Source organism: Intestinibacter sp. (assembly GCF_051866655.1).
GTDB lineage: Bacteria > Bacillota > Clostridia > Peptostreptococcales > Peptostreptococcaceae > Intestinibacter.
Genome location: NZ_JBJDXL010000346.1, coordinates 1 through 15347, shown reverse-complemented (window position 1 = coordinate 15347; position 15347 = coordinate 1). Strand labels below are relative to the sequence as shown.

The window sequence follows — 15347 nt, the reverse complement described above, 5'->3', positions numbered from 1 at the left end:
TACGCATTTTTTGTTAAATCACTTTCCTGAATCTCTAATTTATTTTCTTCAATTTCTTCATCTACATTAGGTTCTCTAAAATATATATGAGTTATACCTTCTCCGTCTTCTCTAATTCCCAATCTTCCTATTTTAGTATCATAATAAAATAATCTATCCATTTTTATCTCTCCAATTTATTCTACCCATTTATAATTAATTGTAACAAAATAATTATTTTTATATCAATTCTTGACAAATTAAATCCCATAAAAAATAAATTATGTCATAAAATTTTATTAATTCATAATATTTTTACAATTCTATAGAACTTAATTTTAAAATTATATATAATTATAACTATACAAATACTTTATTCTTCTATAAAAATTGTAGAATCGTCATAAATTCTATATTTAAGTTTTTATGAAGTTTAAAATCGTTTTCCTAAATAAACTTTAGTCAATTAAAGCCGACGACGATGGTGGTTAAATAGGTAATTACCATCGTCGCTGCATGTATATAAAAAAAGCAACTGTTTAGTTGCTTTTTTTATATAGAAAATCCCGTGCTTTATTAATTTTTATTTATTTTTTATTCTCATCTTTTAATAGTGGATTATAATATCGTCCCTTACTTTTTGTCCTTTTCCCATATTGGATAGCTTCTTTAGGACATCTACAGATACAAGCCATGCATTTTGTACAACGTTGAGACCACATAGGCTTACCTTGATGCATTGTTATATTTTTATAGGGGCAGACCTTTACGCAAAGTCCACACGAATTACATCTATCGTCAGCCTTAAATCTTGTAGTTCCCATAAAGAAAAAATAAAATAAGTGCTTTATTATATATGTTTTTAAATAGTCCTTTATAGAATATTTTTCTTTATCAAATACATGCAAATATCCATCTGCAATCTGTTCATTTATTTTAACGATTTTTTTCTGCGCATCCTCTAATTTTTTATTTCTCAAAAGAGTAGAGTCTAAATCAAACATGGTTATAAAATTCTCAGGCATTTGTATAAACTCTGTATAATATATTTCCATTTTTTTATCTTTAAACATGTTATCAAGATACTTTGACATACATCCTGAATCAGTCCCGCAAGTATAAACCGAAAATAAATAATTTTGCTTATATCCGTTAAATTTTACTTTTTTAATAAAATTCTCAACTATTTGAGGTGGTGCCCATGAATACGTGGGAAATACAAATCCTATTTTTTCCTTTTTCTCTAAGTCATAAACATATTCTTCTTTATTTTTTTGCAATTCTAGTGATATATCTATCAATCTTTCATCTTGGTATTTGCCTATTACTTGAGCTACCCATAAAGAATTCCCGGTCCCTGAGTAATAAAATATCATCTTTCTTTGCCCCCTAACATGTAAACTCTCCTCTTCCTATATAATTGAAACACATCTATTAATTATTTTCAACCTGTAAAATAGTTATTTTTATTTTTCGTTTTTTATATAATTATAATAGCTATTCTTCATTTTAATGTCAAAATGGCATTAGAAGCTATAAAAATAAAAAAATCTCAGGGGACTAGGAATCCTGAGATTTTTTATTGGCTATACCCTAATGATAAATTTTTATAACCAACCTTCTAATTAATATTATACCTTATTTTGTAATTTTTTGAAGTATTATTTAAGTATTACTACTTTTTAGATTTATAAAATTTATACTTTTTAGATTCAAATCGTATATTTTTATCTATTATAGTGTTGTTTTATTTATCTATTTACAATATCTATATTAAATTATTTATGTTACAAAAGTAATAACTTTATTTTAAATTCTTATTAATATTCTATTGATTCTTCATTATACAATTCTTATTTTTACATGATTTACAAGCACCTGTACATTCATCAACTAAATCTAAAGATTGTTCAAACGCAAATTTGCTGTTATTTTTATTTCTTATTATAGGTATATCTTGTTTTTTTGCCTGAGTTTCAACCGATGCCATTAATTTATGTGATACCGTCGATGTAAATATAACTACCGCATCAGGGCTCCCAATTGATCTTTTTACTCTTGACGACATATTTAAAACTACTTTTGCTTTATATCCCCTATTTTTTGCTAATTGTATGTAATCTTTCTTCATTCTTTCATTTCCACCGACTATTACTAAACTCATACATTTTCACCCCTTTTGACTCTTTATTATTTATTATCATTTTGATAATTATAATCCATTTATTTTTATTTGTCAATAAATTGATAGTGATTATCATTTAATATAATGTTAATGTATTCTTTTAAAAAAGTCAATTATAATTGATAATTTTTATCAATTACTTTTTATTATCTATAAATAAGCAAAAAAACTGCCTACTACGATTTATCCTATAGTAGACAGCTTTTATAATTAATAAACAACGTTTATATTATTTTTCTTCTAAATCAACCTTTATACTTAATTCTTCTAATTGACCATCTTCAGGTAATCCTGGTGCATTAGTCATTGGACATATAGCATTTTGGTTTTTAGGGAATGCTATGACTTCTCTTATGTTGTCAGCTCCAGCAAGTAGCATCATAAGTCTATCAAATCCAAATGCAAGACCTGCGTGAGGTGGTACACCGTATTTGAAGGCTTCTAATAGGTATCCAAATTTTTCATTTGCAGTTTCTTCGCTCATGCCTAATGCTCTGAACATTTTTTCTTGAACTTCTTCATCAGAGATTCTGACACTACCTCCACCAAGCTCATATCCATTTAATACCATGTCATAAGCTTTAGCTCTTAATTGAGTCTTGTCTTCTTGTTCTAATTTGTCTATATCTTCATCTAATGGGCAAGTGAATGGATGGTGCATTGCTACCATTCTTCCTGTTTCTTCATCTTCTTCAAATAGAGGGAATTCAGTTACCCATAGTAAATTGTATTTGCTCTTATCTATTAAGTCCATTTTTCTAGCTACTTCAAGTCTTAATTGACCTAATGCATCGTATACTACTTTATTTTTGTCAGCTACAAATAATAATAAGTCTCCTGCTTTAGCATCTAATCTTTCTAAGATTGCTTTTATTTCGTCTTCCTTGAAGAATTTAGCTATTGGTGAATCTATTCCATCTTCTTTAACTTTGATCCAAGCTAATCCTTTAGCTCTGTAAGTTTTAGCATGTTCTTCTAATTTTTTCATTCCTTTTTTAGAGAATGCATCTGCTCCACCTTTTGCGTTTATACCTCTTACGCTAGAGTTTTGTCCGTTAGCAGCTGATGAGAATACTCCGAATTCGCAGTCCTTAACTAAGTCAGATACGTCTGTAAGCTCCATAGCAAATCTAGTATCTGGTTTATCAGAACCAAATCTGTCCATAGCTTCTTTATAAGTCATTCTCTTAAGTGGTAATTCTATATCTATATTGTGAACTTCTTTGAATATTCTTCCTATCATGTTTTCCATCATAGTCATAACGTCATTTTCATCTACAAAAGACATTTCGCAGTCTATTTGAGTGAATTCTGGTTGTCTATCTGCTCTTAAGTCTTCGTCTCTGAAACATTTAACTATTTGGAAATATCTATCCATACCACTTACCATTAATATTTGTTTGAATAATTGTGGTGATTGTGGTAAAGCGTAGAATTTACCTGGGTTAACTCTACTTGGTACAAGGTAATCTCTAGCACCCTCTGGACTTGGTTTTATTAAGAAAGGTGTTTCTATTTCTAAGAAGTTGTTTTCTGTTAAGTATTGTCTTACTATTTGAGCGACTTTACTTCTAAGAATTAAGTTCTTTTGCATAGAAGGCTTTCTTAAGTCTAAGTATCTGTATTTTAATCTCTTATCTTCAGATACGTTGTCGTCGTCTTTGATGTATATTGGAGGAGTTTGTGATTTGCTAAGAACTCTAAGCTCTGTAGCAGATATTTCTATATCTCCTGTAGCCATATTAGGATTTTTTGCTTCTCTTTCACGTACAGTTCCTTTTACAGCTATAACATATTCTGAACCTAATTTTTCAGCTTTTTCAAATGCATCCTTGCTTACGTCTGCATCGAATATTATTTGGCTTATTCCTCTTATGTCTCTTAAGTCGACAAATACTAATCCACCTAAGTTTCTTTTCTTTTGAACCCAACCATTTAATATAACTTCTTCTCCGGCATTTTCGATTCTAAGATCACCGCAATAGTGAGTTCTCTTTAATCCTTTTAATGTCTCCATTTTTTTCTCCTTTATCTTTTTTACACACTAAAGGGGGACCTCCCTTTGTGGTAATAATTAGTAGTCCCCTTTAGTATTTTATTTAAATTAATCGTCAATTTCCTATATTAGATTATAATCTTTTTTTAAGTTCGTCAACTAATTCACTTAATTTTATAGTTGTTTGTTCTGATGTTTGCATGTTTTTAAGAGTTGCAGTGTCATTAGCTAATTCATCATCACCTATAACAACTGTGTATTTAGCGTTTATCTTGTCAGAGTATTTGAATTGAGCCTTTATACTCTTATCTAAGTGGTCGTTATCAGCACTTATGTGGTTAGCTCTTAGGTCTTTTACTATCTTGAAGCTTCTAGTCTTAGCAGCATCTCCTATAGTTGCTATATATATATCAGTTGATTTTGGATTTTCTATTTCTATGTTGTTGTTTTCTAGAGTTAATAATAATCTTTCTATTCCAAGACCAAATCCTATACCACTTACATCCTTAGGTCCTCCAAGTAATTCAACTAATCCATCGTATCTACCACCACCGCAAACAGTGCTTTGAGCTCCGATATCATTAGAGATTATTTCAAATGCAGTCTTTCTATAGTAGTCTAATCCTCTAACTATAGTTTTATCAACTACAAAGTCTATACCCATTTCTGTTAGGTATTTCTTTAATGTTTCGAAGTGTTCTTTACAGTCGTCACATAAATTATCTATCATAAATGGTATGTCTTTTAAGTTTTCTTTACATTGAGGGTTTTTACAGTCTATAACTCTCATTGGGTTTTTATCTTTTCTTTCTAGACAAGTTTCACATAATACATCAGTTTTTTGGTCTAAATATTCTTTTAATTTTTTGTTGTATGCTTCTCTACATTTAGGGCATCCTACAGAGTTTATATTAACTGATAGGTTTTTAAGTCCTAATTCATTGAAGAATTGTACTGCAAGTGATATAACTTCAGCATCTACTGATGGTCCATCACTACCTAATACTTCTACACCAAATTGGTGGAATTGTCTTTGTCTACCTGCTTGTGGTCTTTCATATCTGAAGCAAGGAGTTATATAGTATAATTTTGTAGGTTGTGTATCTGCATACATTTTGTTTTCTATAAATGATCTTATAACACCAGCAGTTCCTTCTGGTTTTAAGCTTAATTGTCTGTCCCCTCTATCAGTGAAAGTGTACATTTCCTTTTGAACTACGTCAGTTGTGTCCCCAACACTTCTAGCAAATACTTCTGTGTGTTCAAAGATAGGAGTTCTTATTTCTTCATATCCATATAATGCACATATTTCTCTAAATTTCTTTTCTACATAATGCCATTTATATACATCCTTTGGTGTTACATCCTTTGTTCCTCTAGGTGCTTTACTTAACATTTTTTTGTACCTCCTCATATTTTCTATTTATCATTTCGTCAACTCTATCAATATATTGTTCTAGATTCTTGACGTTTTCTACTCTTTCAATTCTATTTTCATCTATATATACAAATTTTGTGATTGAACCTGCTCCTAAGGCTATGTTGCTTTGACGTTCCTCCATCATTTGGATGTTGTATATACATTCGTAGCCTTCCTTAGCATAGCCTATGTTTTCTAGGTTGCCTAGCATGTGTTTTTGTCTATACATATAATATGGATTAAGTCCCATCTTTTTAGCGTATTTCATAGATAAATCTATCATCTTAGACATTTCATCAAATTGAGTCAATTGATATTCGTCTATGTGTTCCTTTAGCTTAGATGTTCTCTTAACTGCTAGTGTATGCACAGTCAGACTCTCTGGTGAAAGCTTTTCGATTTGTTTTAGGGTATTTTCTACCATTTCTAGATTTTCATCCACAAGTCCTAAAATTATATCCATATTAATATTATCAAATCCTAGCTCTCTCGCCAACTGAAAACATTCAATTATATCATTTACAGTGTGTTTTCTTCCGACCTTTTCTAGAGTTTCGTCGTTCATAGTCTGTGGATTTATACTTATTCTAGTTACGTTATGTTTTTTCAAAACTTCTAGAATTTCTCTATTTATTGTATCAGGTCTACCTGCTTCTACTGTAAATTCTTTGATATTACTCAAATCGAATTCTCTATATAAACCTGTTATCAAAGTGTCCATTTCTTCAGGTGTTAAAGTTGTAGGAGTACCTCCCCCTATGTATAGTGTCTCAATTTCCTTGTTATTTTCTCTAAGTAGCTTTGCAACTCCCTTTACTTCTTCAAGCAATTTTTCTACATATAAAGGCTTCATATGTTCAAACTTGCTCAGAGAATTCGCCGGGAATGAGCAGTAATAACATCTAGTTGGGCAAAAAGGTATACTTACATATAATGATACTTTATTTTTGTCCACAGGGTAAATAAATTTTCTCTCTCTTTTAGCAATATCTAAAGCTAATTCTATTTTATCACTATTTATGTAATAATCCTCAGCTAATTTTGATTTTATAAAATTTTCGTCTTTTCCTTCATCTAATAGAGCATGTACAATTTTGACAGGTCTTATACCTGTAAGTATGCCCCAAGGCACGTTTGCTTCGAATTTCTTTTCAAGTATTTTAAACATACTTCTTTTTATAGTTTCTTTTATAGTTTTTTTGCGAGCTCTTTCATCTAGTCCACTTAGATCTCTGTAGTCTACATTGCTAAGTATTTCTTCGTAATTTTCACAGTAAACTGTCTTTGAAAAAATCTTATCTCCATGGTAAAAAATACTGTTGTCTATTACCATCATGCAGTCTCTTTCATCTAGAAATCTAAAATCAGAAGTAAATAATTTTACAAGCTCACTTACTTCGTATTTATAATCATGTCCTTTTAGAACAATTCCTACCATTTTCAATAACTCCTTTTCTGTTAGTTAAATACAATAAAAAAAATAAACCAGTACTGCTTTTATTAGCTAAAACAGTACTGGAAAAACTTAGATTTGTTGCATATATGGATTAACTCTCTTTTCTACTCCAATTGTAGAAGATGGTCCATGTCCAGGATATACTACTGCATTATCATCGTATTTAGCTAATTTTCTTAAAGATTTCATAATTTGTTTGTAATCTCCACCATAAAAATCAGTTCTTCCTATACTTCCTGCAAATAAAGTATCCCCTGTGAATATATTTTCTCCTACTTTTATACTCATACCACCTTTTGTATGACCTGGCGTGTGTATAACTTTTAATTTAAGACTTCCAAGCTCTATAATATCGCCTTCATCTACATATATATCTGCATCAAACTCAACTAATGGCCCTGGAAGCTGTGAACTTAAATTTTTTACTCTATCTATTAATACTTCTTCTTCTTTTACATGAGCCACTATTTTAGCATTTGTTCTTCTTTTTACTTCAGGTGCTTGTGATATATGATCTCCATGACCATGGGTTAATATTATATATTCTACAGTAAATTGATGCTTTTCAATTACATTTAATATATCTATAATACTTGCGCCTGGATCTATTACTGCACATTTTTTAGTCTTTTCATCTCCAAGGATATAAGTATTTTCACCCATAAATCTTTCTTCAATTGTTTCAATTATCATAAAAACCCCTCCTTAGAAAGCTTTTTTAGATTCTAATAAAATTGTAACTGGTCCATCATTTACAAGCTCTACCATCATGTGAGCACCAAATTCACCAGTTCCCACTGTGATACCTTGTTTTCTTATTTTTTCAACAAATTCTTCATATAGAGGATTTGCTATTTCCGGTCTCGCAGCATCAGTAAAGCTCGGTCTTCTACCTCTTCTACAATCTCCATAAAGAGTAAATTGAGATACTGCCATTATTTCTCCATCTATATCCTTTAAAGATAAATTCATTTTGTCGTTTTCATCTTCAAATATTCTTAAATTTACTACCTTGTCAACCATATAATCTACATCCTTAGATGTATCTTCATGAGTTACACCTAATAAAACTAGTAATCCTTTTTTTACTTCTCCTGTTACTCTTTCATCTACAGTAACCTTTGAACATGATATTCTTTGAACAACAGCTCTCATCTCATCCTCCTAAATTTTATACAATTTATAAATTCTAGTTTCTCATTCTTGAAACTTCATCAACTCCTGGAATTGATTTTATTTTCTTCATAAGTTGTTTTAATTCTGCTATATCATTAACTTCAACTAATATACTTATATTAACTGTATTGTCTTTTGAAACTCTGCAATTTACACCACTTATACTCAATTTTTCCATAGATACAATATGTATAACATCGTTTAAAAGACCTACTCTGTCTACTGCTATAACTTTTATTTCACCTTCAAATTTGCTCTTTTCAGGGTTATTCCATTCGACTTCAACAAGTCTGTTCTTTAAAAACTCATCGTTTATATTTATATTTGTACAGTCTTTTCTGTGAACTGCAACACCCCTACCTTTTGTTATATAACCTACTATATCATCTCCCGGAAGTGGGTTACAGCACTTAGCAAATCTTACTAATATATTGTCTAATCCTTTTACAGTAATACCGCTATCTTTTTTCTTTCTCTTTTTAGCATATTCTTGTTCGTCGTAGTTTTTCTTTATTTCTTTTTCTTTTTCTTGCATTCGTTTTTCTTTTTCTTGGCGGCTAACCTCTTTATTGTAGTAATCTCTTACCTTAGGCATTACCTGTGATGTAGCTATACCACCGTAACCTATAGTTGCAATCAAATCGTCTAAGCTAGGTTGATTAAATTTCTTTGCAACTTGTCCTAGGAATTTTTGAATGCTTGCATTTTTATATGGAATATTGTAGCGTTTGAATTCTTTTTCTAGTATTTCTGTTCCTCGCTCAATATTTTCTTCTCTTTTTTCTTTTTTGAACCATTGTCTGATTCTATTTCTAGCAGTTGGCGTTTGTACTATGCTCAACCAATCACGGCTAGGTCCTGGAGAATTTGTAGAAGTTATAACTTCAACGATTTCCCCATTTTGTAATTTATAATTTATTGGAACAATCTTTCCGTTTACTTTCGCACCTGTACACTTATTACCTACATTTGTATGCACTCTGTATGCAAAATCTATTGGAGTAGAGCCTGCTGGTAATTCCATGACATCTCCTCTTGGTGTAAATACATAAACTTGGCTATTAAACACGTCTTCTTTAAGCGCGTCTAAAAACTCATGTGGGTCTTTTACGTCTTTTTCCCATTCCATCATTTGTCTTAGCCATTTTAATTTTTGTTCCATTTTTGTATCATGATTTCCTGTAATTCCTTCTTTGTATTTCCAGTGAGCAGCTATACCATTTTCTGCTATCTCATGCATTTCATGAGTTCTTATTTGAATTTCTACTGGATCTCCATCAGGACCTATTACAGTAGTATGAAGAGATTGATAAAGGTTTGGCTTAGGCATAGCTATGTAATCTTTGAATCTTCCCGGCATCGGAATCCACATGGTATGAACCATTCCTAAAACACCATAACAATCCTTTACTGTATCGACTATTATTCTTACAGCAGTTAAATCATAAATTTCTTCAAATGTCTTGTTTTTCTTTTTCATTTTTTTGTAGATGCTGTAAAAATGCTTTGGTCTACCAGAAACCTCACAATTTATATTTACTTCTTTTAGTTTTTCTTCCAGTATTTTTACTATTTTATCTATATATGCCTGTCTTTGATCTCTCTTTTTAGTTATCTTGCTAGCAAGCTCTTTATAACCCTCTGGATCAATGTATTTTAGTGCTAAATCTTCTAATTCCCATTTAATCTTTGATATACCTATTCTATGAGCAATCCCACCGTATATTTCCAGCGTTTCTTTTGCTTTATATTTTGCCTTTTCTTCTGGCATATATTTAAGAGTTCTCATGTTATGAAGTCTATCGGCTAATTTAATCAAAATGACTCTGATGTCCTTAGCCATAGCTAAAAACATTTTTCTAAGGTTTTCAGCTTGAGATTCTTCTTTTGTTTGATACTTGATTTTACCTAATTTGGTAACTCCATCTACTAAGTCAGCTATGTCCTTTCCAAACATCTCCTTGATGTCTTCATACGTGTAAGGTGTATCTTCTACTACATCGTGTAGTAAACCTGCTGCTATAACCTCCATATCTAGCTCTAGATCGGCTAGTATATTCGCAACAGCTATTGGATGAATTATATATGGTTCACCCGATTTTCTAAATACGCCTTCATGAGCAGATTTAGCTAATTGGTACGCCTTTACAACTGGCGTCACATCTGCGCTTGGAGCGTATTTTTTAATTTTATCTAAAATTTCTTGCAATTCCTTGTCATACATATTACCACCTGATTTATCCTATATTTTTATATATATGAAAATAGTTGGCATATACCAACTATTATTATTTTAGTATTTAATTAGAGAATTAATATGATAATTTTTTAATTTGTCTCTTCCATTTAAAAACTCTAATTCTATTAAAAATTGTGCTGACACAACTTCTCCACCTAATTTCTCAATTAATTTGATTGCTGCTTCAGTAGTTCCTCCTGTAGCTAGTAAATCATCTACAATAGCTACTCTTTGTCCTGGTTTTATTGCATCTTTATGAACTTCTAGTATATTTGAACCATATTCTAAGTCGTATTCGAAGCTTTCAACCTCTGCCGGTAATTTTCCTGGCTTTCTAACAGGCACAAATCCAGCTTCTAAAGCATATGCAACTGGTGTACCAATTAAGAATCCTCTTGCTTCTGGTCCAACTACTATATCTATTTGTTTATCTTTTAAATCTTCTACTATTTGATCAATAGAATATTTTAAGGCTTTTCCATCTTTTAATAATGTTGTTATATCCTTAAAACTAATTCCCTCTTGTGGGAAATCTTCAATAACCCTTACACATTCCTTTAAATCCATCTAAGACTCCTCCTAATAGCTTTCTAAGTACTTATTTCTTAATTGTTCAATATTTTGTAGTATCAAACTTTCATCTAAATTAAACTTAGATATAGAACTCTTCGTAAAATCTATGATTAAAGTATTTTCTGTCTCGTTTATTTGATAATCTAGTAAATTAAACTCCTTAAATACACTTAATATAACAAATAGCTTAAGTGGCATTATTCCTAATGTCGACTTTATTTTATTAAGTGTAAGTTCAACGTGTTTATTTGTAATACAATATTTGTATATAGTTATGAATTCATTTCTGTTAGGTATTATATTTTCCATTATATTATTTAAATATAATTTATTTTTATCGTCATAATACTTCACAAAATTAGCATTTAACTTAATATTATCTAATAAATACGAATATTCTTCCTTATTATATAAAAAATCATAAAGAATAATATTATTATATATGTTTAAATCCAATTTATCAAGATAAGGAGAAAATATAAGTTTAATTTTATGCGTATTTTTAGTTATTTTTCCGAAATTTACATCAAACTCATCGTCTATAAGCGATAAATCTGAATAAGCTCTAAAAAATCCATTTAACGTATTACAAATAACAAGTGTATCACCTTCAAAGTATTGAAATATATCTTCATTTGACATATCTTCTATATTAAAATTATTTGATATTTCATTTTGTCCAAATTTTTCATCTTTTATTCTATTATTTTCTAAATTGTAATTTATTTTATATAAATTGTTCACATCCTGAGGAACTATTTTAGAAAATAGCTTTATAGATGTAAAATCCTTTATAGCTGATTTTGGATGTGCGATTCTCATATCCTTAAGCAGCAATTGAACCTTTCTATTGTTATTGTAATTATTTTCTCCAAGCTGGAACAATACATCAACCTTGTCACCTCTAGTAAACTCATCTGCAAGATAAGCCATATTAAATCCTATAGCTTCATACACAAAGTCCTTTTGAAGAGTTATCTTTAAATGCTGTTTTGAAGCCCCTACAAAGCCTATATTAGCCAGTACTAAATCTCTCATAATAAATCTAGGCGTAGGATTGCTAAGCCCAAATGGCTCTAATTTATGGAGCTCTTCTACTAAATCTAAAGTTACTTGTTGCTCCTCTAATTCATATTCTACCTTTATATTTTCAATCATATCCTCTTGAGTTAGATTGTAATCGGCTATTTTATTTACTCTTTGTCTTAGCTCTTCTATATTTTTGCTGTCCATAGATAGACCTGCTGCTTGTTCATGCCCGCCAAATTTAGTCATCAAATCCTTACACTCAACAAGAGTATCGAATATACTAAAGCCTTTTATCGATCTAGCAGATCCTGTAGCCATACCCTCCTCTATAGTAAGCAATATAGTTGGTTTATAGTATTTCTCAGTCAATTTAGAGGCTACTATTCCTATTATTCCATGCTGCCAGCCTTCCTTAGCTATTACTAAAACCTTGTCATTTTCATAAGATTTGTCGTTATTTATAATTGCTTCAGCCTCACTGTACATTTTGCTTTCTATCAGCTGTCTCTCGTTATTCTTTTCCTCTAAATCAAGAGCTATATCCTTTGCCTTTTTTCTGTCCTCTGTTGTAAAAAGCTCTACACCTAGATACGAATATCCCAAACGCCCAGATGCATTTATTCTAGGTCCTACAGAGTATCCTATATGCGATGAACCTATTTTTTGATTATCTACACCACATACCTTTATTAGCTCTTGTAAGCCTATATTTCTTCCGTTTTTCATCATATTCAGACCATTTTTTACAATTATTCTATTTTCATCCTTCAGCGGCACCATATCGCAAATAGTCGCCAATGTAACGATTTCTAGATAATTGTACATAGTCTTCTTAAATTCTTCAGGTGGTGTCAACGCTTGTATCAGCTTAAATGCAACTCCACATCCACATAGAGAATCAAACGGATAATCGCAGTCTGGTTGTTTTGGGTTTATCACTGCTATTGCATCTGGTATATCTGATTGACACTCATGGTGATCTGTGATTATTACATCCATGCCAAGAGTTTTTGCAAATTCCACCTCTGGATACGATGTAATTCCGCAGTCTACACTTATCAATAAATCGCAGCCCATTTGATTTATTTTTTCTAATGCCTCGATACTGATTCCGTATCCTTCCTCAAGTCTATTTGGTATATAGTAATTTACATCATATCCTATTGATTTAAAGTATAAAAATAATATAGATGTAGAAGAAACACCATCGACATCATAATCTCCATAGATAAAAATTCTCTCATTTTTATCTATGGCTTCTCTTATTCTATCTACAGCTTTTTGCATATCCTTCAATAAAAATGGGTCTCTCAAATAATCTAGAGACGGATTCATAAATATTTCCGCATCTTTCTCTGTTATTATGTCTCTATTTTTTAATATTTGACTTATTTCCGGGGAAATGCAAATTTTTTTGCTCATTTCATCTTCTTTTATTTTTCCAAAATGTTTTAATGTCCACTTCTTTTTATAAAGCACCAGGTTTCCTCCTAAAATTATTTTTTCCAGTACATAATTGCTTTTACTGTACTTATTTTTTCATAGACTATTCCATCTTTGCTTATATTTTCTAGATATTTTCTGACCATAGCTTCTTGAGCTTCGTCGATATCGTATTTAGATTTATATCTATTTACATATACCTTAAAAGCCTTATCAACACTCTCTTCGCTGTCCCAGCTTTGATCTATGTATTCTACATTAGGGTAATAGCCTTTTTCCCATAATATATTAAATGCATATAATATAATATCTTCTGAATTTCTTTTAGACTTTTTAACGCCTAATAGCTTATCTAATTCATCAGTTACTGAATCATTTCTTCTAGTGCCAGCACATAGAATTCCGGCATTTTTACTACAATCTATAAACTTTTCAAAGCTGTCATAATTGCATATTGCAGGTGTCATACAAGCCATAACTAGATCAAACTTATGTAGTAATCCCTCTTTTTCTATATCTAGTTTTAACCAATCATCACATCTAAATTCAACATTTTTTTTGCCGTATTCTAAAGCTTTTTTTCTTGCTGACTCGATCATCTTAGGAGATAAATCTGTTCCAATTGCTTTGAAACAGTCATCAGCTAAAGCTGTGCAATATTTCCCAGCTCCACATCCGACATCTAAAATAGTAGCGTCCTTATCTATCAAATTATTTTCTCTAATAATCTCCACAAATCTATCATTTTGAACTTCTTCTAAATCATAGCTTCCAAAATAATCAGCCTTTTCATTCCATAAATCAATAGCAGCTACACTATTTGCAGTATCATTTTCCCAAATTTCTTTTATTTTATCAATAAACATAACTCCCCCTCCACTTTAATACTATTTCTTAAAATTCAAATACAGGATCTGAAAATACAACTAAATCAAACGCATTTGCATTTAATATATAATCCATAAATTCATTTTTATCCATTTTTTTATCTTTATTTAGCTCTTTCAATTGTACCTTCAATTTTTCGCCATTTGTCTTATTAAAAAACGAAAAAGCCAAATCATCTGATGGTCTAATCTCCAATTTTTTATTGTCTTCAGTACATCCAAATATAAATCTAACTGCATCTACTGGACAAGTCTTATTTTCAGATATACAAATTATTTCATCTTCTGAAGGATTTGCATCCATCTCTAAAATCGCTGCTTCACACATTTTAAATCCCATAGCTATTCCTGGGCATTTATGTCCATGATATTCTGTAACCTTTTCCCATAATTCTTTATCAAATTTCATTCCTACATACCCCCTATTTTTATTTAAAAAATGGACATAGTATTATAATACTATCTCCATTTATCGCTTTAATTATTTATGTTTTTGAGCAGTTTCATAATAATCATTTGCAGATTTTATTAAACTTTGTTTTTCCTCTTCAGTTAATTCTCTTACAGCCTTTGCAGGAGATCCTATTATAAGAGTTCCATCTGGGAATTTTTTATTTTGAGTTACTAAAGCTCCAGCTCCTATCATGCAAAATTCTCCAATTTCAGCGCCATTTAAAACTATTGCTCCCATACCTACAAGACTGTTGTTTCCTATAGTACATCCATGAACTAAAGCATTATGTCCTACTGTTACATTGTCGCCTATAACAGTATCCACGTCCCAGCCTACATGTACTACTGTGCCATCTTGTATATTAGTATTTTCTCCTATTCTTATTTTAGCACCTTCATCTCCTCTAAGAACAGTATTGTACCATATACTTGAATTTTTGCCTATTTTCACATCTCCTATAATATCTGCACTTTCTGCTACCGGTATTGATTATATAGAATGTGGCTATAT

At 30.7% G+C, this 15347-nt stretch carries 13 protein-coding genes; all 13 read right to left on the bottom strand.

The features are described 5' to 3' along the window. Nucleotides 1-566 precede the first annotated feature (566 nt). Entirely contained in the window at nt 567-1355 is a 789-nt protein-coding gene (locus tag ACI3VO_RS10390; protein WP_439757852.1) for an EFR1 family ferrodoxin, read from the bottom strand. 452 nt (nt 1356-1807) lie between these two features. Then, a complete protein-coding gene (locus ACI3VO_RS10385; RefSeq protein ID WP_320627096.1) occupies nt 1808-2143 on the bottom strand; it encodes a DUF2325 domain-containing protein in 336 nt (111 codons plus the stop codon). A 250-nt stretch (nt 2144-2393) separates the two neighbouring features. Then, nucleotides 2394-4181, bottom strand: coding sequence for an aspartate--tRNA ligase (gene aspS / locus ACI3VO_RS10380; protein WP_439757851.1), 1788 nt, complete (start codon nt 4179-4181; stop codon nt 2394-2396). 112 nt (nt 4182-4293) lie between these two features. After that, nucleotides 4294-5556: a histidine--tRNA ligase gene (gene hisS, locus ACI3VO_RS10375; protein WP_439757850.1), complete on the bottom strand. Its 1263-nt coding sequence runs from the start codon at nt 5554-5556 to the stop codon at nt 4294-4296. After that, complete coding sequence (gene hemZ, locus ACI3VO_RS10370) at nt 5546-7018, bottom strand: coproporphyrinogen dehydrogenase HemZ (RefSeq protein WP_439757849.1); 1473 nt, start codon at nt 7016-7018, stop codon at nt 5546-5548. Before hemZ ends, hisS begins: the two co-directional genes overlap by 11 nt. Before the next feature lie 87 nt (nt 7019-7105). After that, a complete protein-coding gene (locus tag ACI3VO_RS10365; protein WP_320624977.1) occupies nt 7106-7729 on the bottom strand; it encodes an MBL fold metallo-hydrolase in 624 nt (207 codons plus the stop codon). Between the two features lie 12 nt (nt 7730-7741). Next, entirely contained in the window at nt 7742-8191 is a 450-nt protein-coding gene (dtd, locus tag ACI3VO_RS10360; protein WP_320624976.1) for a D-aminoacyl-tRNA deacylase, read from the bottom strand. 34 nt (nt 8192-8225) lie between these two features. Next, entirely contained in the window at nt 8226-10436 is a 2211-nt protein-coding gene (locus ACI3VO_RS10355; RefSeq protein WP_439757848.1) for a RelA/SpoT family protein, read from the bottom strand. A gap of 69 nt (nt 10437-10505) precedes the next feature. Next, nucleotides 10506-11018 carry an adenine phosphoribosyltransferase gene (locus ACI3VO_RS10350; RefSeq protein WP_439757847.1) on the bottom strand — a complete coding sequence of 171 codons (513 nt, stop codon included), beginning with the start codon at nt 11016-11018 and terminating at the stop codon, nt 10506-10508. Between the two features lie 12 nt (nt 11019-11030). Then, on the bottom strand, nt 11031-13532 hold the full coding sequence (gene recJ, locus ACI3VO_RS10345) for a single-stranded-DNA-specific exonuclease RecJ (protein ID WP_439757846.1): 2502 nt from the start codon (nt 13530-13532) through the stop codon (nt 11031-11033). 17 nt (nt 13533-13549) lie between these two features. Continuing rightward, a complete protein-coding gene (locus ACI3VO_RS10340) occupies nt 13550-14362 on the bottom strand; it encodes a class I SAM-dependent methyltransferase (protein WP_439757845.1) in 813 nt (270 codons plus the stop codon). A 28-nt stretch (nt 14363-14390) separates the two neighbouring features. Continuing rightward, complete coding sequence (locus ACI3VO_RS10335) at nt 14391-14792, bottom strand: FmdE family protein (RefSeq protein WP_439757844.1); 402 nt, start codon at nt 14790-14792, stop codon at nt 14391-14393. Between the two features lie 72 nt (nt 14793-14864). After that, on the bottom strand, nt 14865-15287 hold the full coding sequence (locus ACI3VO_RS10330; protein WP_439757843.1) for a gamma carbonic anhydrase family protein: 423 nt from the start codon (nt 15285-15287) through the stop codon (nt 14865-14867). Between the last annotated feature and the right edge of the window lie 60 nt (nt 15288-15347).